The 21,816-nt window shown below is 59.6% G+C and carries 14 protein-coding genes; 6 read left to right on the plus strand and 8 right to left on the minus strand.

Translation table 11 applies throughout. The features are described from left to right. The first annotated feature begins 131 nt into the window (after positions 1-131). Entirely contained in the window at positions 132-623 is a 492-nt protein-coding gene (locus ACRRQW_RS10835) for a hypothetical protein (RefSeq protein WP_438481379.1), read from the plus strand. Positions 624-648: 25 nt separating this feature from the next. Further along, positions 649-1,818, plus strand: coding sequence for a rod shape-determining protein (locus ACRRQW_RS10840; RefSeq protein WP_438481380.1), 1,170 nt, complete (start codon positions 649-651; stop codon positions 1,816-1,818). Positions 1,819-1,907: 89 nt separating this feature from the next. On the opposite strand, the gene ACRRQW_RS10845 is transcribed toward ACRRQW_RS10840, so the two are convergent. Continuing rightward, positions 1,908-4,046, minus strand: a complete 2,139-nt coding sequence (locus tag ACRRQW_RS10845) for a hypothetical protein (protein ID WP_438481382.1) — start codon at positions 4,044-4,046, stop codon at positions 1,908-1,910. 188 nt (positions 4,047-4,234) lie between these two features. Between ACRRQW_RS10845 and ACRRQW_RS10850 the strand changes: the two genes are divergently transcribed. The 4 genes from ACRRQW_RS10850 to ACRRQW_RS10865 all read left to right on the plus strand — a co-directional run bounded on the left by ACRRQW_RS10850 (position 4,235) and on the right by ACRRQW_RS10865 (position 10,235). Further along, on the plus strand, positions 4,235-5,254 hold the full coding sequence (locus ACRRQW_RS10850; protein WP_438481383.1) for a LacI family DNA-binding transcriptional regulator: 1,020 nt from the start codon (positions 4,235-4,237) through the stop codon (positions 5,252-5,254). 134 nt (positions 5,255-5,388) lie between these two features. Continuing rightward, a complete protein-coding gene (locus ACRRQW_RS10855; protein WP_438481384.1) occupies positions 5,389-7,653 on the plus strand; it encodes a TonB-dependent siderophore receptor in 2,265 nt (754 codons plus the stop codon). A gap of 30 nt (positions 7,654-7,683) precedes the next feature. Continuing rightward, a complete protein-coding gene (locus tag ACRRQW_RS10860) occupies positions 7,684-8,832 on the plus strand; it encodes a glycosyltransferase WbsX family protein (protein ID WP_438481385.1) in 1,149 nt (382 codons plus the stop codon). Positions 8,833-8,861: 29 nt separating this feature from the next. After that, on the plus strand, positions 8,862-10,235 hold the full coding sequence (locus ACRRQW_RS10865) for an MFS transporter (RefSeq protein WP_438481386.1): 1,374 nt from the start codon (positions 8,862-8,864) through the stop codon (positions 10,233-10,235). 57 nt (positions 10,236-10,292) lie between these two features. On the opposite strand, the gene ACRRQW_RS10870 is transcribed toward ACRRQW_RS10865, so the two are convergent. The 7 genes from ACRRQW_RS10870 to ACRRQW_RS10900 all read right to left on the minus strand — a co-directional run bounded on the left by ACRRQW_RS10870 (position 10,293) and on the right by ACRRQW_RS10900 (position 21,813). After that, positions 10,293-13,670 (minus strand): S41 family peptidase, encoded by a 3,378-nt coding sequence (locus ACRRQW_RS10870; RefSeq protein ID WP_438481387.1) that lies wholly within the window; start codon positions 13,668-13,670, stop codon positions 10,293-10,295. A gap of 120 nt (positions 13,671-13,790) precedes the next feature. Continuing rightward, positions 13,791-15,632, minus strand: coding sequence for a molecular chaperone HtpG (htpG, locus tag ACRRQW_RS10875; RefSeq protein ID WP_438481388.1), 1,842 nt, complete (start codon positions 15,630-15,632; stop codon positions 13,791-13,793). A gap of 297 nt (positions 15,633-15,929) precedes the next feature. Further along, entirely contained in the window at positions 15,930-18,503 is a 2,574-nt protein-coding gene (locus ACRRQW_RS10880) for a glycosyl hydrolase (protein WP_438481389.1), read from the minus strand. 54 nt (positions 18,504-18,557) lie between these two features. Beyond that, positions 18,558-19,070 (minus strand): PH domain-containing protein, encoded by a 513-nt coding sequence (locus ACRRQW_RS10885; RefSeq protein ID WP_438481390.1) that lies wholly within the window; start codon positions 19,068-19,070, stop codon positions 18,558-18,560. A 210-nt stretch (positions 19,071-19,280) separates the two neighbouring features. Continuing rightward, positions 19,281-19,988 carry an ABC transporter ATP-binding protein gene (locus ACRRQW_RS10890; protein ID WP_438481391.1) on the minus strand — a complete coding sequence of 236 codons (708 nt, stop codon included), beginning with the start codon at positions 19,986-19,988 and terminating at the stop codon, positions 19,281-19,283. 95 nt (positions 19,989-20,083) lie between these two features. Beyond that, entirely contained in the window at positions 20,084-20,872 is a 789-nt protein-coding gene (locus ACRRQW_RS10895; RefSeq protein ID WP_438481392.1) for an ABC transporter ATP-binding protein, read from the minus strand. Beyond that, positions 20,872-21,813 carry a branched-chain amino acid ABC transporter permease gene (locus tag ACRRQW_RS10900; protein WP_438481393.1) on the minus strand — a complete coding sequence of 314 codons (942 nt, stop codon included), beginning with the start codon at positions 21,811-21,813 and terminating at the stop codon, positions 20,872-20,874. The genes ACRRQW_RS10895 and ACRRQW_RS10900 overlap by 1 nt, the downstream gene beginning before the upstream one ends. Positions 21,814-21,816 lie beyond the last annotated feature (3 nt).

Here is a 21,816-nt window from a genome sequence, read left to right on the forward strand (position 1 = left end):
TCGCACGCCTAGTCATCGCGTCGACGCTAGGGTGAATCCCCCGGTTTTATTGGAGTTTAGGTAAAAAAAGAAGCGAGGCATCGGATTTTTTCCGAACCTTAAATGCAAACATGGGTCGTTAGCGACGACTCTTGAACGCACACTTCACACAATCACGACCGGCGGAAGCGGATCGCTTGCTGGGCATTGCTCGCGTGATGCGGCAGATATTTTTGCTGCGCGAGCAGGGGGATTTCGACGGTGCCGCGCGGCTTCAAGCAAACGACTTGGGCAATGCGGTGCGTGATTTTCGCCTCGCGCATGGCGTGGAGGCGCTGCCGGAAAGCAAGCTACAGGAAATGTTCGCGCGCGAAGAAGCGCGCATCGCTGATGCGGTGGCGCTCGCGGAAATTTTAATTCCTCAATTGGTGGCAGCGCGCGCGGGCGCCCCCGTAGTTACCCAAACTTACGTCGCAACGCGGGAGGAGCCCGTGACTGCGCCAGTGATTCCGTTTTCTTCGGACGATTCGTCCGCAGTTCCGCGGGCACCCGCCACGGGTTCGCCCGCTATTCCCGATCTGCTCGATGCCATGCTGGCGGCCGAGCGCCACAGCCGCCGCGCGACGGCCAACAAACGCCAGTAACCACACCACCAAAACAAAATAAAAAATGACAACCACCACCCTTGAAAAAAAGTCCGACCCTTTGACTCCCGTGCAACCCGTGAATGCCGCACGTCCGGCTGAAGCGCCAACGACGACGCGTAAAACCGGTGATCGCAAAAAAATCTTCGTGGGCTTCGACCTCGGCACCAACGCTTCGTGCGTGCTCGCCGGCCCCGCCGACAGTCGCGACACTACGGTCAGTAAAGTCATTCCCACGCTCGTCGGTTATGCGCGCGAAGGTTTGGTCGATGGTATCATCGCCAACAACGCGACCACGCTGATCGGTGAGGATGCGCTTAACCATCGGCTGCAACTCCGCGTGATTCCGCCGCTCGAAGACGGGATTATCGCGAACCGTGACGCGGCCAAAGATTTTATCAAACGGGTGCGCGCGGTCATCGATCCGACTCACTCTGCGGAAATCCGTGCGGTCATCGGCGTGCCTGCCAATGCCGGCAACGAAGCGCGCGAAGATATCCGCACGTGCGCCGCTGGGGTGTTTGATCGCGTGCTTTTGATTCCCGAGCCGTTTCTTGCGGCGCTGGGTTTTCGCGACGACTCGCGCCTCGGCCAGGCCAACTACGTCGATCCTGTCACCAATTCGCTCTTCATCGATATCGGTGGCGGCACGAGCGACCTCTGTCTGATCCAAGGCTATTTCCCAACCCCGGAAGATCAGATCAGCTTGGCCTACGCGGGCGATGCCGTCGACAAACTCATCGAAGACGATCTTCAGCGCACGTATCCGAACAACGGCCTGTCGCGCGCGACGGTGCGCCAAATTAAAGAGGAACACTCTTACGTCGGTCCGATTCGCAAACCGATCGACGTGAAAGTGTTGATCGGCGGCAAGAGCTACACGATCGAGCTCGGCGAAACCATCGGCCGCGCCTGCAATCGTTTGCTGGAGAAAATTTATCCCGCGCTCACGACACTCATCAGCCGCGCATCTTCGGAGTCTGTCGCGCAGCTGTTGCAGAACATCGTGGTAACCGGCGGTGGTAGCCGCATCCGTGGATTCGACACCGTGCTCCAGCAGAAGCTTCAAGAAGATGGTTTCGAGGCGCCGAAGGTGCGTCTCGCGGGGACTGACTACAAACGCTTCGTCGCCGTCGGCGCGCTCAAGGCCGCCCGTGGCGCACGCGAAGATCAGTGGCAGCATTTGCTCTCCTGATTCGTTGGCTGACGTATGCGAAAAGCAGCGCTATTTTCACGGCGCTGCTTTTTTCCGCTAACCCACGGCCGAGACCGCTGCGCGTTTACTCACTGATATTGGAAACTCACCGGTCCATACGTATGGCCGGCGGTCGAGTAATCGTAGTAGTAGATGCCGTAGTAATATTCCGCGCAGTTCACGGTCAGCGCGCCCGTCGTGGTGACAGTGGTTTGATGGTCATACCAGGAATCGCCGCCGTTCGTCTCGTGCGTGAGCAGATAGTAAGTGCGGCTGGGGCTGAGCACGACGGCATTGCTGAGCGGGGCATAGCTGAATTGCCCGGCGGTTTTGCCGGCTGTATCGACGGCGGTGGAAGCGACCTCGGCACCGGTGGCGGCATCGACGATTTTGACGGTATGGACGCCAGTGTTGCCGGAGCGCACGAAACGCCCGAGCGACACGACGCTGAGCGGCGCCGCGCCGGTGGTAAATTTGCACCCGACGAAGCCGGTGTAGTCGTTGCGGGCGGTGCCCAAGCTCTGCCCAGTCACGGCGTTGGTGCCGCCGGTGACGGCGTATTGGAAACTGACCGGGCCATACGCGTGGCCGGCGGTGGAGTAGGTCGAGTAGGCGCCGCCATATTGATACGCTGCAGAGGTGATCGTGAGGGCGCTGGTGGTCGTCAGTGTCGTGGTGTATTCGTGCCAGGTATCGCCGCCGATGCCTTCGGCGCTTAACAAATAGTAGCTGTGGCTCGCGCTCAATGTCACGGGGCTGGTGAGCGTGGCGTAGGCAAACTCGCCGGCGGTTTTTCCGGAGGTGTTGACTGTGGCGGAAGCGACTTCGGCGTTGGTGCTGGCGTCGACGAGTTTGACGGTGTGGCTGCCGGTGTTGCCTGAAACCACGAACCGGCCAAGCGAGAGGATTTTCACGGGCGCGGCGCCGGTGGTGAATTTGAAGCCGACCGATCCCGTGAAGTCGTTGCGGGTGGCGCCGAGCGATTGTCCGACTACGGCGTTCACGGTGGTTTCGCCGAGCGTGTTGTTGGTGAGTGTAAACCCGGAACTGTTGCCGATGAAAAATGCGCCGGTGTAGGTGTTGTTGCTGGCGGTGCCTGAGGGCAGCGCGGGCGTCGAGCCGACGACGCGCATCGCGCCACCCGCGTTGTTGCTGAAGGTATTTCCGTCGACGAAGTTCAGGGTGTTGTGGTCGTCGTTGCCGCGGGGCGGCTGGGTGCCGCCGCCGATGGCGAGAAACTGGAGCCCGGAGCCGGCGGTGTTCTTGATGGTGTTACCGATGACGCGGACGTTGTTACAGTAAGCTTCATTATCGATCCAAGTCATGTCGCCGCTGCCGGTGTTGGGAATGGTGTCCATGACGTTGTTCTGGATGTAAACCGTATCGACGCGGAAGACGAAGAGACCGCACGTGCCTTGGGGCAGGGGGATGTTGGCTCCGTTGGCGAACACGTTGCCCTCGATGTAGGAGTTGTTCAGCCCGCGCACGGAGCAGCACGCTTTGAAATCGTGGATGTAGCTGTTGATCACTTTGCAGTTGGCGAAAGACCACGGGCTTTCGACGTCGGCCCAGCGGTGGAGAAACGTGAAGGGTGCGGTGGTGCCGGCGATTTCGCAGTTATCGATGATGATGTCCTTGGCGAGATAGTCAGTGGTGGTCGTCGGCAGGATGGCCTGGCCATCGGAAAAGATCACGATGCCGGTCGAATAATACACGCTGTCGGTCGAACTCGGGGAGCCGTTTACGATGAGGTTGATGTCATGGATGTAGAGATTTTCGAAATGCACGCTTTGGTTGCCCTTGGCGGTGTAGTTGAGGCGGATGCCGTCGCCCGCGTTGCAAATCTCCAGGTTGCGCACTTTCCAGAACGAGGTGTCGAACATCTTCACGGTGCGATCGTTCGCGACATTGTTGCGCTGGATTTTCGGTTTGTTGCCGGAGCCGTAGGCGTCGACGACGATGAAATTTCCTGTCGCGCCCGAACCGCGCAATACGAGTTCCTGGTTCCACGTGCCGCCGCGGGCGAGCAGGATCTGGTCGCCCGCGACAAAGGTGCGCGTGTTGACGTGGGTGAAATCGGCCCACGGAGCGCCGGTGGAGGTGCCGGCGTTGCTGTTCGAGCCGGTGAGGTTGTTGATGTAGTAGGTCGCTGCCGGGAGCGACGAACCGAGGCAGCAAACAAGGGCGAGCACGCCCGCGGAGATCCAACGCGTGGATTTGCCATTCATGGTCAGGGGGAGGTTTGAGGTGAACGCAGCCGCCGATGGGGTGTGGCGGATTGCAACTAAGACGCCGTAGTCAGGGAGGCGCGCGGGTTGAAGGCAAAGCTGACCACACTGGACAGTTTAGCGAAAGGGCGTTTGGCTTTCGCGTGGGCGAGGGGCTTCGTGCTCCTCACTTCGGTTGCCGTCACCCCATGAACATCCGCGAAATCGCCCGCAAGGTAGGGCTTTCCAAATCCACGGTGTCGCTTGCTTTGCGCGATCACCCAAGCATCCCGCCCGTCACGCGCAAACGCATCAAGGCGCTGGCGAAAAAACTCGGCTACCAACCCGACCCCACGATTGCCAAGGTCATGGGTGCGATCGCGAAACGCGCGGCGGGCGAGGTCACCGCGCCGTTGGTGCTGCTTTCCGACTGGCCGGCCTCGCAATACTGGTTGAACCCTGATGTCGGCCTGCGCCGCTTCCATCGCGGCCTGACCAGCCGGGCGATGGAGTTGGGTTATCGCTTGGAGGAGTTTTGGATTCGCGCTCCTGGCATGCTGCCGCGCCGGGTCGAACAGATCCTCGATGCACGCGGCACGCAGGGCATCGTGGTGTTAAATTATCCCGAAGCGCCCGCGAAACTTCCGCTCGATCTTTCGCCCTACGCGTGCGTCGTCATCGGGCGGGCGCTCGTGCAGCCGCGGCTCTATGCGGTGGACCACGATCATCACCAGGGATTGTTCGAGTGTTTGAAACAGGTTTCCGATCGCGGCTATCGCCGGCCCGGCCTTGTGCTGACCGCGGACGCGCATGAGCGCACCATGCATTGCTGGGCGGCGGCCTATCAATTTTTTCTCAGCCACTTGCCGCGGCGCGACCAGATTCCCTTTCTGCTCATCGCGCCCGACGAAGTTCAGGAGCTGAAAAAGTGGGTGAAGGCTTACCGCCCGGACGTGATCCTCTCGGCGGATTTCACGATGGCGCGCCTGCTCGAAAAGGCGGGCTTCGCTGTGCCGGGCGATGTCAGCCTCGCCACGCTTTTCTGGCGCGAGGAAGACAAGGCCGTCGCCGGCATCGACACGCAGGACGAAGCGCAATCCGCGCGCGCCATCGATCTGCTCATTGAGCAGATGCGACGGAACCAGCATGGCATTCCTCACAAACCGGAGACCGTGCTGTTCGACGGGTTCTGGCGCGACGGCCCCAGTCTGCCGACGCGGCAGAAGTAGGTGTCGCGTTTTCCTGCGGCACTAGACAGTCCAGCCGTGAAATCATTGCGACGCGTCACCCGGTGAAACACAGAGTCGGCTCATCACCCGTGCTGCATCCCCGCAGCCGTCCTCTTACCCCAAGTTATCTCCCCATGAAGCGTCATTCCCGATTTCCGCTGGCAGCCGCGTTGCTGTCATTTTTAGCCAGCCTGCCTCTGGCCGCGCAGACGGTCGAGCCCTCCGCCCCCGCGGGTGCACCGAAAGAAGAACCCATCGTGCTCTCGCCTTTTGTGGTGAATGCAGCCGACGACAATAACGGCTACCGCACGAACAGCACGGTTTCTGGCGCGAAGATCGCGACGCCGCTCGAAAACCTGCCACTGACGATCGACGTCATCAATCGCGAGTTCATCAACGACGCCCACCTCGTTTCCGTTGCCGACGCCGCACGGTATGTGGCGGGCGTGGGCCAATATTTCAAAAACGAATATGATACCGAATCGTTTTCGATTCGCGGATTCAACACGATCGCGCTGCTGCGCAACGGCATTAATTTCCACGCCGTCACCGACACCGTGAACGTCGAGCGTGTGGAAGTGGTCAAAGGTCCCGCTGCTGTTCTCTACGGCGTCGTCGAACCCGGCGGCCTCGTGAACTACACGACGAAGCAGCCGACTTCCTCGGCGTTTTCGAGCGCGAAGGTCACCATCGGCTCCTACAATTACCATCGCCTAGAATTGGACGTGAACCAGCCGCTCAACGAAAAGAAGACGATCGCGTTCCGCATGCCCGCTGCGATCACCGAAGCGGACTCCTTCCAGAAATACGTCGGCACGAAAGCGATTTTCCTGAACCCCACGCTGACCATCAATTTCAGTCCGCGCACCTCGCTCACTTTCGATTACACGTATCGCCTGGATCGCGGGACCTGGAATCGCGGCGGCTTCTTTGTCTTCAATACCAACGATCCGATCTCGGGCGCCTACATCCATCGCCCGCAAGTCACGCCCCCGCAATTCGATGATCTGATCGGCCGGTATAATTACGGCCAGGTGGGCCCGGATGATTACAGCCGGCGCGAACACATTTACGCCGAGATCCGCTTCAACCACAGCTTCAGCGATAACCTCAGTTTCCAAGCAGCATTTTCCGAGGAACGCGCCCGGATGCACGACACCGGCGGATTCATGGGTCTCATCACGGTGCCCGGGCTCGAACGCAAACCGGTCAACCAATTGGTGGCGGCCGACATGCTGGTCACCAGCCTCAACTGGCTCGAGACCGTGCGGATCCGGCAAAAACATTACGAAGCGACCTTCGTCTACAAATCCGACTGGGGCTCCGTGAAGAACAACCTTGTGACCGGGCTCTCCGCTTCGGTGGCGCCGGTGAATTACGCGGCCTTCACCTGGTCGGGCGGCGCGGCGCCCAACGTTCCGTTGACCGCGCCGGACTCCGTGCGTTTCGCACGCGGCAATCGCGCCGCCTACGTGCCGTGGTTCACTTTTACCGACCCGGTCGTGAGTTCGAATCCGCCGGACTGGGGTAGCCCGAGCTTGTTTGTTGCCGACCAACTCGCGGCCTTCGACGAGAAGTTGCACGTGTTGCTTGGCTACCGCCTGCAACGTTACAATGACGTCGGCGAATCGAAGGGCATTCCGCAGATCGGCGCCATCTACGCGCTGACCAAATCGATCTCCGCCTACGCGACCTACTCGGAAAGCATGCGCAGCAACGGATTTGTCAGTAACACGGTGTCGTCCACCTCCACGCCGCGCCCGATGGAGAAAGCGCACGGTTTCGATGTCGGCCTCAAGATGAGCTTTCGCGACGGCATGATCGAGGGCTCGGTGGCATATTTTAAGATCCAAAAAACGAACGTCGCCTTCACGGACCTGACCAACTTCATCGATTCCAACGGTAACATCCTCGGCGGAGACAGCGTGCTGATCGCGGGCCAGGCTGACAGCGATGGGTTCGAAGCCAGCTTCCAAGTGAAGCCGTTTAAGAACACTCAACTCAGTCTCTCCTACGCCCACCTTAACGCCGTCGACACCAAGGACGGCGCGTTGAACCAGGGCGCTCGTTTGCCCGGTGCGATCAAGGACAGCTTCACGTTTCTCGGCAAATATCGCTTTACGACAGGGGCGCTCACCGGGTTCGAAATCGGCGGCGGCGGAGTCATCACGCTGGGCAACGTCCGCTATTTCCTGCCGAGCAGCAATTATTCCGACATCTACCAGCGCGGCGGTTACACCGACCTGACGGCGTTCGCCCGTTACAATACGCGCGTCTTCGGCAAGGCGGTGACGTTCGGCCTGACCGTCAACAACCTGACCGACGAACGTTACATCAACGCCACGTTCAATGTCGCACCGCCGCGCCAGATTTTTGGCAGCGTCGAAGTGTGGTTCTGATCGTCCCAACCCTCCGATAAAAATCCGCGCATGAACGCCCCAGCCTACCAAGTAGGCGTCTATTACTTCCCCGGTTATCACCACGATCCGCTCGTCTCGCAATGGCACGGCCGGACGTGGACCGAGTGGAATCTTTTGAAAACGGCGACCCCGCGCTTTGCCGGGCACCAGCAACCCAAGATTCCGCTCTGGGGTTACGAGGATGAAGCGCTGCCCGGCGTCATGCGTCGGAAGGCCGAGGCGGCTGCGGCGCACGGCATCAGTCATTTCATCTTCGATTGGTATTACTACGAAAACGGCCCCTTCCTCAACCGCTGCCTCGATGAAGGTTATCTCGGCATCCAGCCGGCGCCGGCGGTGAAGTTTGCGTTGATGTGGGCCAACCACGACTGGCTCAACATCCAGCCGGCGCGGCTCGATGGGAATAACCCTGTCATGCTGAAGGGCACCGTGGATCGCGTGCAATTCGACGCCATCGCGCTGCACGTGATCGAGCGCTATTTCCAATCGCCGCATTATTGGCGGATCGACGGTTGCCCCTATTTTTCCTTCTACGATCTGCCCAATCTGATCAAGGGGCTCGGCGGTATCGCTGAGACGGCGGACGCGTTGAATTGCTTTCGGCGGCTGGCGGTTTCCGCCGGCCTGCCGGGGCTGCATCTCAATCTCGTCCATTGGCAGAATAAAATCGTGGGCAGCGATGAACAGGTGGCCGATCCCGAGGCGACACTGGGCCAGCTGGGGTTCGACAGTATTTCTTCCTACGTGTGGATTCATCACACCCAGCAACTCGATTTCCCGCAGACTGAATATGCGGAAGTGCTGCGCCAGAATACCGCGTATTGGGAAAAGACGGCCGCCACTTATCCCATGCCGTATTTTCCGAATGTCTCGATGGGCTGGGATGCTTCGCCGCGCACCGTGCAAACGGACGCGTTTGAAAATCGCGGCTATCCCTTCATGGCGACGATCGCCAACAACACGCCGGCCGCTTTCGCGGAGGCGCTGAAACTCGCGAAGGCGCATCTCGACCGGCAGGAACTTCCGGTGAAGCACCTTAGTATCAATGCTTGGAACGAGTGGACTGAGGGGAGTTATCTCGAGCCGGATACGGTGCATGGCTACGCCTACCTGAAAGCCATCCGCGATGTCTTCGGCGCGCCGCAAGCGCGCTTGTGAGTGATCGTCCCGGATGCCAGCTTCCCCGTGTGAGTCCCGCCGCCCCCTCCGCGACTCGAATTCCCTGGCTTCCGTTTCTCGCTTACGGATCGGGTAACATCGCGTGTTGTGTGCTCGGGTATGGCGTGGGCGGGCTCGCGAATTATGTGTTCAACATCGGCCTCGGCGTCGATCCGGTGCTCATCGGTCTGGCGCTTGCCCTGCCGCGGGCCGTCGACCTGATCACCGATCCCGTCGTCGGCTATCTCTCAGACCGTTTTGCGGCGCGGTGGGGGCGGCGTTCTTTCATCGGCGTGGGCAGCGTGTTTGGCGCGATTTTTTTCACGGCCATCTGGATGTTTCCCCCGAATCTCACCGCCACGGGATATTTCCTGTGGTTACTGGGATTCTCCTGCGCGACCTACGTGGCGCTTTCTGTCGTGCAAGTGCCGCTGCAGGCATTGGGCTTCGAACTCACCGCCGATCCCAACGAGCGCACGCGGCTGATGGCCATTTCTCTCAGCTTGGGCTCGGCCGCAGGCATTGCGATCGGCTGGGCGTATGCGGCTTCACGCTGGGATATTTTTTCCGACCCCGCGCAAGGCACTCGCTGGGTCGGAGTCTCCCTCGGCGTGCTGATTCTGGTCTCGGGGATTTTCTCGGCGCGATTCGCCCGAATGTCCGGCGTCGCCGATGGCGCAAAAAAAATCCCCGAAACTTCCTTTCATCTGCGCGGCTGGCGGGAATTTTCCCGCTCGATCCGGCGCGTGATGAGCTGCCGTCCGTTTCGGATCCTGGCCGCGATGATCGCGAGCATGTGCCTCGGCGTATTCAGCATCAGCAGCCTCAATCCCTACATCGGAATTTACTATGTGTGCGGCGGTGATCTCGCGCGCGGTGCGATCTTGGTGGGAGCGGCGACGATGGTTTATCAAATCGTCAGCCTGTTGCTGGGCCCGGTGGTCAGCCGGATTGCCTCCCGCTGGGGCAAGAAATCGACGCTGCTATTTTTCCTCGGCCTCGCGTTTGCGGGCAACCTGGCGAAATGGTTCTGTTACACGCCGGCGCGCCCGTGGCTGTTTGCCATTCCCGCTGGCACGCTGGCAGCGGCGTTCGCGGCGGTGTGGACGATCACGCCCGCGCTGGTCGCGGATATCTGCGATGACGAGGAGCGTCGCACCGGCGTGCGGGACGGCGGGATGTTTGCCGCGCTCTACGGCTGGACGATCAAAGCCGGTGGCACGGTGGCGTTTTTGCTGAGTGGCGTGTTGCTCAGCTTAACGGGCTTCGACGTCGTCAACGCCGCCCTACAGTCCGAGACCGTGCTCTGGCGGATGCGCTGGATGGATTTTGCCTTACCGGGAGTGAGCGCCGCGCTTGCGTTTTGGTTAGTGGCAAAATTTCCAGAGCGAAACCGGGGGTAGCCGGACACAAAAAAGGCGCCGAGGGTAATCGGCGCCTTGAAGGAATTCGAGCTACGCTCACTTATCCAACTTCACCGGCCACGCCGGCGGCGGCGGGAGGGCCTGGCCTTTGGTCTTCAACTCTTCGACGACGACCTCGATCGCTTTGTCGAGTTGTTGATCCTCGCCCTTGAATTCGCGCGCAGGATCGTTGTCGACGACGATGTCGGGATCGACGCCGTGGCCTTCGATCACCCAGCTCTTACCGTCTTTCGAGTAAGGTGCGAATTCGGGCTTGTTGAGCGAGCCGCCATCGGTGAACGGCAACGAGCCGCTGATGCCGACGACGCCGCCCCACGAGCGTTTGCCGACGAGTTTGCCGAGGCCACTCTCGCGGAAACGATAAGGGAACAGGTCACCGTCGGACGCGGAATATTCGTTGAGCAAGGTCACTTTCGGGCCGAGCAACATTTGTCCCGGATTTACGGCGGGCGTGCCGTTGCGGCGGACGTTGATCATCGCGAGTTCGCGGCGGAGGCGTTCGATAATCATGGGTGAAACGTTACCGCCGCCATTGCCGCGCACGTCGATGACGAGCGCCTGACGCGAGAGCTGCGGATAGAAACGGCGGACGAATTCGTTCAACCCTTCCGGGCCCATGTCGGGGATGTGGAGGTAACCGACTTTGCCGTCCGTTTTCTTGGCGACGTAATCGATGTTCTTCTGCACGAATTCCTCGTAGTAGAGCGGAGCTTCGTCGCCGATCGGGACGATAGTGATATCGCGCGCGCCTTCGTCGGAAGATTTTCCGTTTACGCGCAACACGACTTGTTTACCGACGGTGCCGATGAGCGCGGTGTAAAGGTTGTCGAGTTCGCTGACGGGTTTGCCGTTCACCGCGAGGATGAAGTCGCCGGCCTTTACGTTCACGCCCATCTCGGTGAGCGGTGAACGTGTTTTGGTCTGCCAATTTTCACCGTGGAGAATTTTGTCGATGCGGTAGGCGCGGCTGGCTTTGTCGCGGGAAACTTGGGCGCCGAGCAAACCGGTTTTGATTTTCGGCGTGTCCGGACGGTCGCCGACGCCGACGTAAGCGTGGCCGATATGCAGCTCGGAGATCATTTCGCCGATGACGTAGGTGAGGTCGTTGCGGTTCGTAACCGAGGGGAGCAACGCGGCATATTTCTTCTGCTGCGCGGGCCAGTCGACGCCGTGCATGTTGGGCGCGTAGAAAAAATCGCGCATCTGGCGCCAGCTCTCGTTGAAGATCTGCGTCCATTCCGCCTGACGATTTAGACGCATTTCCAAACCGCTGAGGTCGAGTTTCTGTTCCGGCTTCAATTCGACTTTTGCGGCGGGCAAATCGATGAGCGAATAATCGCGGCCGCTGCGGATGAGCATTTTCTTGCCGTTGGCGCTGATGTCGAAGCCGTCGAAGTTTCCGAGTTCGGTTTCCTTGCGCTCCTTCAAGTTGTAGAACGCGAGCACCGAGCGTGTGGCGCGGCCGGCCCCGAACCCTTCGCCACCGCCGCCGCCCGTGACCGGGCCGCCGGGGACGCGCCGGTAGTAAACCTTTTCGCCGAGCATGTGGATGCTCGAATAATTCGAAGCGGGGATCGGCAAGCCGAGGATGCGCTCGGTGAGACCGTCGGCGTCGACTTTCACGACGACAGTTTTTTTCGCGGCAGGTTTTTTGTCGGCGTCGGCAGCTTTGTTTTCAGGTTTGGCGGCGTCGGCTTTCGTCGCGTCGGGCTTGGCTTCGCTGTCTTTCTTTTCTTCTTCGATCGCGACTTCGTCGCTCTTCGGCGCGAAGGGTGACGCGGTGTCTTTCGCCAGCGCGAGCAGGTAGACGCGCTCCATGTTTTGGTAAGCGTGATTCCATTCCGTGTCGGAATAGATCGGGTTAAAGTCGCGTGAGGAAGCGAAGAGCAGCCATTTACCGTCGTCGCTGAACGTTGGACTGTTGACGTCATACCAGCCGTCGGTGGCTTCAATTGATTTGCCGCTGGCGATGCTGAACAAGATCAGTTTGCCGGCTGCCGAGGGTGCTTGTTTCACCCAGGCGATCCATTGTGAATCGGGAGCCCACGCATATTGCGCGACTGGCGAATCAGGATTCTCGACGACGGTGGTGACGGCTTTCGTTTCAACCGTCACGAAACGCAGGCGCTGTTTGCGGTCGGCCCATGAAAGTTTTTTCGAATCGGGCGACCATTGGAGGTTCGACGGATAAGAGTCAGCGTCTTTCGTGAGTTGCACGGCGGCGCCTTTGCCGTCTTGCGCGCGGACGTAGATTTCGAATTCGCCCGTGGCGTCGGAGAAATAAGCGATGGACTTGCCATCGGGCGACCACACCGCGTCGCGGTCATGCACGCCGTTGGACTGCGTGAGATTGCGAATCGCGCCGTCTTTTGCAGGTGCGGTGAACACATCGCCGCGAGCCACCACGGTGACGCGCTGGGCGTCGGGGGAGAGATCCAGGCTCTGGGTGAATTTGCTGACATTCACGAGCGCCGGTCTCGCGGATACGGAGTCTTCGCGCACGACAATCGGGACGACGGCAGATTTTCCGGTGGCGAGGTCGAGTTTCCAGATCTGGCCGGCTTGTTCGAACACCACGCTGTCGCGCCCGAGCGAGGGGAATTTCACATCGTATTCGGTGAAGCTCGTGAGCTGCGCGGTTTTCTTTGAAGCGAGCTCGTAGCTAAAAAGATTCGCGCGACCAGTCCGTTCAGAAACGAAATAAACTTTTCCATTCGCCGCCCACATGGGGAAGATGTCCTGCGCAGGATTGTTCGTGATGTTTTCCAGCGCGCCGGACTTTAGGTCGAAAATCCAGATGTCGTCCGCCATGCCGCCGCGGTAATTTTTCCACGTGCGGAATTCGCGGAAGACACGGTTGTAAGCGATCTTGGTGTCGTCGGGTGAATACGAAACGAAACCGCCGCGTGGCACGGGAATCTGCGCGGGCACATCGCCATCCATCCCGACGGTGAAAAGTTCGCCAATAAACGGATTGAACGTGCGCCAGCGTGAGCGAAAGACGACTTCGCTCGCGGTATTGCGCCAGCCCATGACGACGTTGTTCGGGCCCATGCGGTCCGCCATGTCGTCGCGATCAAGTGTCGCGGAGGTTGTGAGACGCTTCGGTGTGCCGCCTTGTGCGGGCATCGTGTAAACCTCGGTGTTGCCGTCGTATTGGGCGGTGAAGGCGAGTTGTTTGCCGTCAGCCGAATAACGCGGGAAAATTGCGTAGCCCGGACCATCGGTGAGACGGCGGGCCGTGCCGCCCTTGGCGTCAACGGTGTAAAGTTGGCCGGCGTAGGAGAAGGTGATTTCCGTGCCATTCGTGGCCGGAAAACGAAGCAACCGAGTCGTGGACTCATCTGCTTTTTGGGCGAACAAACCACCAGCGCACAACGCCAGCAGCGGAAGGGTGCGGAATAATTTCAGCATCAGACCAGTCTTATGACACGAGCGGTTTGGCGCAACCCTTGAGCGCTTTGGCGGGAAAAATAAAAGCCGGACTCGCGTGAGTCCGGCTTGCGAAACTTTGAATCGAGAAACCGTGTGGCTTTAAACCGTCTCGAGTAACTTGTAGAGGCGGGCGACCATCGGCGTGGCGTCTTCGAGGAGGCCGGCGCTGATGAGGGCGTTGTCGAGGATTTGCTCGGCGACGAGTTTCGAACGATCGGGCGATGTCGTGTGGGATTCGTAGAGACGTTTCATCACGGCGGCGCGCGGGTTGATCTCGAGGTCGACCTTCACCGGGGTGTCGGCGCCGTCTTTATCCATGGCCTTCATCATGCGGCGCATGTGGGCAGACATGAATTTGTCGGAGTTGATCGCGAGCGCGGGCGAGTCGACGAGACGGTCGCTCGACTTCACTTCGGCGACACGATCGCCGAGGGTGTCTTTGAGCCATTTGGTGAGCTCTTTGACTTGGTCGTCGCTGAGCGCGCCTTCGGCTTTCGGAATATCGGCGAGCTTCACGTCGCCGTGATCGGCGGCGATGATCTTCTTGCCGTCGAACTCGCGGACATTGTTCATCACATATTCGTCGACGGGCTCGTAGCAGAAGAGCACCTCGAGGTTGCGGGCTTTAAAGCCTTCCAGATACGGGCCGCTTTCGATCGCCGCACGGTTCTTGCCGACGAGGTAATAAATTTCTTTCTGCTCGGAGCCCATGCGGCTGACGTATTCGGCGAGCGACGTGTTCTTCGTTTTCTCGGTGAGCGAGGATTCGAAGCGAAGCAACTTCACGAGCTGATCTTTGTGCGTGAAATCCATCGCGGCGCCTTCCTTGAGGAAAATGCCAAACGTGGCGTAGAACTTGGCGAACTCTTCCGGACGTTGGGTGGCTTCTTCGTCGAGGAATTTCAGGAAGCGTTTAGTGATGACCTTGTTTAATTTTTCGATGAGCGCCTTGTCCTGCATCGTCTCGCGCGAGATGTTGAGCGGGATGTCCTCGCTATCGACGACGCCCTTCAGGAAACGCAGCCACTCGGGCAGCAGATCCTTCGGCGCGGCATCGATGAGCACTTTGCGGCAATAGAGCGAGACCGACGGTTCAAGGCGCGAGAAACCAAGCTTCTCCGTGTTTTCTTTCGGCACGAACAGCAGCGCGTTGATCGAAAGCGGGGCGTCGGCGCTGAAGTGCAGGCGCATCAAGGGCTCGTCGTAGGCGTGCGACTGGAATTTGTAGAACTCGGTGTATTCCTCTTCCTTGATCTCGTTTTTCGAGCGCAGCCAAAGCGCCGTGACGGTGTTGATGTGCTTGCCGTTGAGATTAATCGGGAACGACACGAACGCGCTGTAGCGTTCGAGAATGTCTTTCACGCGGCCTTCGGTGGCGTATTCGCCGCAATCGTCTTTGAGCTCGATGACAATTTTCGTGCCGCGGCTGAGGCCGTCGACTTGCTCGACTTCGTAGCTGCCGGAGCCGTCGCTCGACCAGACGTGGCCGGGCTCATCTTTTTTCCACGAGTGCGAGTAAACCTTCACCGATTTCGCGACCATGAATGCCGAATAGAAACCGACGCCGAACTGGCCGATGAGGTTAGAGTTTTTCTGGCCGCCTTCGCTGAGCGATTTGAGGAACTGCTTTGAACCGGAGTGGGCAATCGTGCCGAGATTTTTAACGAGCTCTTCGCGCGTCATGCCGACGCCGTAATCCTGGATCGTGAGCGTCTTGGCTTTGTCGTCGGTGGTGAGGCTGATTTCGAGTGACTGGGATTCCTCGAAGATATCCTTTTCGGTCAGCTGCGTGTGGCGGAGCTTCTCAAGCGCGTCGGAAGCGTTGGAAACGAGTTCGCGGACGAAGATTTCCTTCTCCGTGTAGAGCGAGTGGATGACGATATCGAGGAGCTGCTTGATCTCAGCCTGGAACTCGAATTTTTGCGGTGTAGCGGTGGACATAGTTATTGGTTTTAAAGTGATTGAACCCTCGGGGAAAAGGGGCGCTCAACCTACCGCACACCGGCTAAAAATCAAGGGGTGTGTGCATGGGGTAGTGACTCAGTTAACTGCTTCGCAACCCTGTTGGTGGCGCGCTCGCACGCCACGTTGCGAGCAAGCAGTCTGGCCTCCGGACAGGGTTTTTGGTGAAGACGAATGACACGTATTACGTGTCATTCACGGTAAGTGACGTGAGCTCGCCAGACATTGATTCATATTCTTCAAGTCGTCAAAGCGTCGGACCTCACCCTGACGACTTTACGGTTTCAGCCCTTTCAGCGGGACGAGTTTCACCGGGCCGAGGAGGCCGGAGGGGGTTAAATCCCAGCCTGAGGCGTCGAAGGGCTTGTAGTTGATGTTCACGAAATTGATTTCGTTCATGATCTTCCATTTCACCTTTTTCTGATCCATGTCGCGGATGCGGTTGGCGGCGAGGTTGGTGACTTCAAGTTCGAGGAGATTGCGGCCCGGCTTAAGGTGAGCGCCGACGCGCACCGCGAACGGCACGCTCCACGCGGTGGCGACGTCCTGACCGTTTAATTTGATGCGGGCGCTTTCACGGACATCACCGAGATCGAGGAGCCAGTCATCGGCTTTCGGGGTGGGGGCGTCGAACTCCAACGTGTAACGCGCGGTGCCGGCGAAACGTTTCGCTTCGTCGCCGCCGAGTTCGGTCCATGACTTGAGTGCGTCGGTATGCAGCGCCGGCGGAAGTTCGGGGCCGCCTTTGAGGAAGGTGATCATCCACTGGCCTGACAAAGTAAGGGCTTCGCCGTCGCGTTCGCGGTAGGCCCATGCAGGGAGATTACTCGCAGCGGCTTCGCGGGCGGTGCGCAGGATCAAAGACTCGCCGGGTGCGAGTTGGAGATAGACTTGGGCGCAGCCGTTTTCTGCGCTGCCGAGCGGCACGACGCCAACGTTACCGCTAAGCGGATCAAGCAGCGCCGCCGAACGGGCGGGCACGCCGAGGGTGACCCAACGATCGACGGTGCGGTCGGAGAGGTTGGTGAAAAAATAATCGTGGCCGACGTCAGTGACGCGACGAATGAAACTGATGCCGCTGTCGGTGGCGCGTTCGCGCGGGAAGCCGAGCACGGTGAGGGTTTCGATCACGTCGCGATGCACGCGGGAGCGCAGCGCGGGTTCGGCGAGGATTTTTTGAAACTCGGCGCGGCGTTCGGCGAGGCGACCGTAGCCCGGGACGTCTTGCGGCAAAGCTTCGAAAATCACCGTGGCACCGTCGCGGGCGAGTTGCGCGAGACGCTGGAGCGTCGCAAGCGGCATGCGTTGCGCCGCGGGGACGAGGATCGCTTTGTAGCGTGCGCCGGGCGTGGTGACCGTGTTACCGTCGGCTTTCGTTTCCTGGAGTTGGGCGTCGGAGATGAAGTCGAAGCTGTAACCGAGATCGATGAGTTTTTGCGCGAGCTGGCCCGTGGTTTTCTCGGTGAGCCATTTTACGTCGTGCACGCCGAGTTGATGCATGAGCGGGGTTTTCGGCTCAGCCCAGACATCGGCAATCGGCCAGTAGATTAGGAATTCATTGTCGGGCTTGCCGCGCTGGAGAATCGATTGCACGCGGGCGACGTAGGTGTTGAGTGCGCTGAAGTCGTCCCACCAGGTGTTGTTCGGGTTGAACTGCGTGGATGCGTAGAAAAGCCAGCCGGGCCACGCGGCGTCTTGCGGCGAATACACGCTGCCGTGGTAAAAGATGTGGTTGATGCCGTTGACGAAGAGGCGGTCGATCTCGGGCTTCGTGAAGGCAAGGGCCTCTTTCCAATGTTCGCGCAACCACGTGCAGGTTTCGCTCGAAGCAAGCGGGCGACCCATGACGTGTGCGGCGGACGAAGCCATGCGCATGACGAGCGGTTCCGGGATGTCGAGGTCGGGACGGAAATCACTTTTTTCGCGGCGCAATCCGGGAATCGGAAAAGGCGTGGAGCCGTAGGATTCGGTCTCGGGCACGTCGACGGCTCCGTAGAGATCGAGCAGGTTAGCGGGCGCGCCGTGCGATTGGTTGCGCACGATGAAGCCGTGGCCATGTGACCAGGTGATCCAGGTTTTCAGATAATCGAGATGCAACTTCGCGAGCGTCTCGCGGTAATCGCTGCGCACGCGCGCGAGGGTGTCGGGATCGGTGGCTTTGCCGCCTTTGAGCTCGCCGGCGAAAGTCTGCACATCGTAGCCGTGCATCTGTTGAAAAATGGCGGGCAAATTCGGCGTCCATTCCGCGCCGTAATATTCGAAGGAATCGTGGAATTGTCCGCGGATAAGTTCCGTGGGGAATTTCGCGAACGCGGCGCTGAACGGCAGTAGGTAACGCTCAAGTGCGGCGGTAGAATAAGGATCGACGACGAGGCCGACGTTGCCGGGCGCGGCGCGTTTGACCATCATCTTGGTGGGCGTGCCGCTGAGCCGCTCGTTAGTGAGGACGAGTTTTTGCGAGCCGTCAGCTTCGTTGACCCACGGGCCGCCGAACGGCCAGCCGGTGCCGGTGGCCATGTCGATGCCGAGACCAAGGTCGCGCGCTTTCCGCCCAGTGTGTTCGAGCGCCGCCATCCACTGTGGCGAAAGAAAATTCAGGTAACGTTCTTCAGCGCCGACCGCGCCGTAAATGGGCGTGATTTCAACGCCGCCCAAACCGGCGGTGGAAAATTGTTCGAGCTGGCGCGTGAGGTTGAGTTCATCGACCGCACTGCCGGGCCACCACCAACGCGTCCACGGTTTGTTTTCACGCGTGATCTCGGGCCACGACAACGGCGTTTCTTGGGCGCAAAGGGTGATACTAGCTAACGCAACGAATAGAGCGGCGAAAAGAGAACGAGGGGACACCATGATGCGGAGTATCACGCGGCAACTTGAGCCGAACGACAAGTGTCGGAATTTCGTTCAGTTTGAATTCAACGGCGGCACATCCGGTGCCGGATTGATCTCAAGGTCGCGCACGCCGCGCCGGTGCCGCATGGTCTCGGTGTTGGCGCGGATTTTGTCTTTCAAAGCGATCACATCGGGCACGGCGTGGAGGAAAAGCGAGGGCGTGGTGCGGTCTGACGTGACGAGCTGAAGATTGCCACGACCGACCAAACGCAATGCAAACGGCTCGATGGTTTGATAGTCGCGCACGCGGTAGAGTTCGAGTTCGGTGCGTCGGCGCGTCAGGACGCCGGTGGTGACGATGATGCGTTCCGTGGTGATTTCGTAAGTGTTGAAACGGGTGCCGAGTGAAACGCCGAGCGCCCAGAGCACGGGGACGGCGAGGCCGGCGAGAACCAGTGGGCCAATCGCCGTCAGAAAATACGCGGCCACGATCCCGGCGGCCAGAATCAGGCACAGCAAATACGTCCCAAAATTCGTCCATTGGGACGGTGAGCCTTTCCACACGATCGTTTCCTCGGTGTTCATCGTTTTGATGAGACAGCGGAAAACGGGAAACGATGCGGAGAAAATGAAGAACGCAGCAGTCGGCGGTCTTAAGGTAGCGGCGGTTATCCCTAACCGTCCTGTTAGACCTGCGCTACATTCCAAGGGCCGTTAGGGATAACGGCCCCTACCTTCATCGCAGGAAGGGTCGCTGCCTGCCCGGAGGTCAGGCCCTACCGCAATCGCTCGGCCTTAACCGCCGAGGTAGGCGGCTTTGAGTTCGGGGTTGGCGCGGAGTTCGGCGGAGGCGCCTTGCATGACGACGCGGCCGGTTTCCAGGACGTAGGCGTCGTGGGAAATTTCGAGGGCGAGATTGGCGTTCTGCTCGACGAGCAGGATCGTGATGCCTTGGGTTTTGTTAATCTCCACGATCTTCTCGAAAATAGTGCTGATGAGCTTCGGGGCGATGCCGAGTGACGGTTCGTCGAGCATCAGCAACGTGGGTTCGCCCATGAGTGCGCGACCGATGGCGAGCATTTGCTGCTCGCCGCCTGAGAGCGTGCCGGCGGCTTGCGTGAGACGTTCCTTGAGGCGCGGAAAAATGCTGAAGACGTAGTCGCGGTTTTGCGCGATCTTGGCCTTGTCGGTTTTCAGGTAGGCGCCCATCGCGAGGTTTTCGTCGACGGTGAGATTGGAAAACACCATGCGGCCTTCCGGCACGTGGCAAAGTCCGCGCGCGACGATCAAGTGCGGCTGAAGTTTTGAAATGTCTTCGCCCTTGAAGTGAATGCTGCCGCGCTTCGCACGAAGGAGTCCGGAGATCGTGCGCAGCGTGGTGGTCTTGCCTGCGCCGTTGGCGCCGATGAGCGTGACAATGCGGCCGGCGGCGATGTCGAACGACACGTCGCCCAATGCGCTGATGGCGCCGTAGCAGACTTCGAGATTTTTTACGGAGAGCATTCGGATTAACCGCTGATTTTCGCTAATGGACGCTAATTGGGAAACGTAGCGGAGGTGGTCATTAGCGCCGATGAGCGTGAATTAGCGGTTCAAAGTTAGTGATGCGAAAGGGACGTGCTGTGATCTTCGCCGAGGTAGGCTTCGATGACTTTCGGGTTGGCTTGGATTTCGGCGGGCGTGCCCTCGGCGATTTTTACGCCGTAATCCAGCACGGCGATGCGCTGGCACACACCCATGACGACCTTCATCGAGTGTTCCACGAGCAGGATCGTGAGGCCGAACTGTTTTTGCACCTGTTGGATGAGGCGAATGAGATCGATTTTCTCGACGGGATTCATCCCGGCGGCCGGTTCGTCCAGGAGAAGCAGCTTTGGTTTCGTCGCGAGGCAGCGCACGATTTCGAGGCGACGTTGTTCGCCGTAAGGGAGGCTCTTCGCGGGCGCGTCGCGGAAACGGCGGAGGTTGAAAATATCGAGCAACTCCTCGACGCGTTTCGCGATGGCGGCCTCGTCTTCGCGGAAACCTTTCATGCGGATCAACGCCTGAATCGGCGCGGTGCCGCGGTGGAGATTGCACGCGACGCGGACGTTATCGAACACCGAGAGCGAACCGAACAGGCGGATGTTCTGAAACGTGCGTGCGATGCCGAGTTCGACGATCTCGTTGACGCGGTGGCCGGCGATGGGTTTGCCGTTTAACAGCACCGCGCCGGACGTCGGTTGGTAAACGCCGGTCATCAAATTGAAGACGGTGGTTTTGCCCGCGCCGTTCGGGCCGATGAGGCCGCAGAGTTCGCCTTCGCCGACCGAGAAATCGACGGCGTTCACCGCGGTGAGACCGCCGAACTTGATCGTGAGTTTGTCGAGTTGGAGGAGAGCGGCCATCAGGACTTCGATTTACCGAACTTGAAATTAAACAGGCCTTGCGGACGGACGATCATCAGGACGATGAGGAGCAGGGAGTAAATAATCATGCGGTATTCCGCGATGGGGCGCAGGACTTCGGGCAGGAGCGTAAGCAAGATCGCGGCGAGGATCACGCCGACCGTGTTGCCCATGCCGCCAAGAATCACCATGACGACGATCTCGATGCTTTTCGTGAAATCGAAGCCAGTCGGCGTGATGGTCATCTTGAAGTGTCCGTAAAGTCCGCCCGCCGCGCCGGCGAAAAATGCGCCGATGACGAACGCCACGATCTTGTAGCGCGTCGTGTTGAGACCGACCGCTTCCGAAGCCACTTCGTCATCGTGCGTGGCGAGGAAGCCACGCCCGTAAGTAGAATTTACGAGGCAGGTGACGGTGAAGACGCTGAGTGCCACAAAGGCCAGCACCCAGAACGGCGTTGTGTAAGGAGGAATGCCGTTGAGGCCCAGCGCGCCGCCGAGAACTTCGACGTTTTGAAAAATCACGCGGATGATTTCGCCGAAGCCCAGCGTCACGAGTGCGAGGTAGTCGCCTTTCAAGCGCAACGAGGGCACGCCTACCACGAGTCCCGCGAACGCAGCGCCCAGTCCGCCCGCGAGCAGCGCCGCGAGGAAAAGGATGCCTTGTTGCAGCGCCGTCCCGCCTTCTTCGCCGAGAAAGGAAGGGCCGGCAAAAATTGAGACTGCGGCGGCGAGGTAAGCGCCGACCGCCATGAAGCCGGCGTGGCCGAGCGAGAACTGGCCCGTGTAGCCGTTTACGAGATTAAGCGAGACGGCGAGGATGATGTTGATGCCGATGCCGATCATCACATCGAGGTGATACGGGTCGATGCGGTCGGAGAAATGCGAGAATCCGTAGGCCGCGAGCAAACCAAGGAGCAGATAAATATGCGGGCGCGGCATGGC

This window comes from Oleiharenicola lentus (assembly GCF_051660365.1).
Classification (GTDB): domain Bacteria; phylum Verrucomicrobiota; class Verrucomicrobiia; order Opitutales; family Opitutaceae; genus Lacunisphaera; species Lacunisphaera lenta_A.

Excerpts from the sequence above, each read along its gene's own strand:
- ACRRQW_RS10895 (WP_438481392.1), bottom strand. The coding sequence starts at position 20,872 with ATGGCCGCTCTCCTCCAACTCGACAAACTCACGATCAAGTTCGGCGGT.
- ACRRQW_RS10860 (WP_438481385.1), top strand. The coding sequence starts at position 7,684 with ATGAACGCCCCAGCCTACCAAGTAGGCGTCTATTACTTCCCCGGTTAT.
- ACRRQW_RS10855 (WP_438481384.1), top strand. The coding sequence starts at position 5,389 with ATGAAGCGTCATTCCCGATTTCCGCTGGCAGCCGCGTTGCTGTCATTT.
- htpG (WP_438481388.1), bottom strand. The coding sequence starts at position 15,632 with ATGTCCACCGCTACACCGCAAAAATTCGAGTTCCAGGCTGAGATCAAG.
- ACRRQW_RS10840 (WP_438481380.1), top strand. The coding sequence starts at position 649 with ATGACAACCACCACCCTTGAAAAAAAGTCCGACCCTTTGACTCCCGTG.
- ACRRQW_RS10885 (WP_438481390.1), bottom strand. The coding sequence starts at position 19,070 with ATGAACACCGAGGAAACGATCGTGTGGAAAGGCTCACCGTCCCAATGG.
- ACRRQW_RS10870 (WP_438481387.1), bottom strand. The coding sequence starts at position 13,670 with ATGCTGAAATTATTCCGCACCCTTCCGCTGCTGGCGTTGTGCGCTGGT.
- ACRRQW_RS10845 (WP_438481382.1), bottom strand. The coding sequence starts at position 4,046 with ATGAATGGCAAATCCACGCGTTGGATCTCCGCGGGCGTGCTCGCCCTT.
- ACRRQW_RS10850 (WP_438481383.1), top strand. The coding sequence starts at position 4,235 with ATGAACATCCGCGAAATCGCCCGCAAGGTAGGGCTTTCCAAATCCACG.
- ACRRQW_RS10900 (WP_438481393.1), bottom strand. The coding sequence starts at position 21,813 with ATGCCGCGCCCGCATATTTATCTGCTCCTTGGTTTGCTCGCGGCCTAC.
- ACRRQW_RS10890 (WP_438481391.1), bottom strand. The coding sequence starts at position 19,988 with ATGCTCTCCGTAAAAAATCTCGAAGTCTGCTACGGCGCCATCAGCGCA.
- ACRRQW_RS10880 (WP_438481389.1), bottom strand. The coding sequence starts at position 18,503 with ATGGTGTCCCCTCGTTCTCTTTTCGCCGCTCTATTCGTTGCGTTAGCT.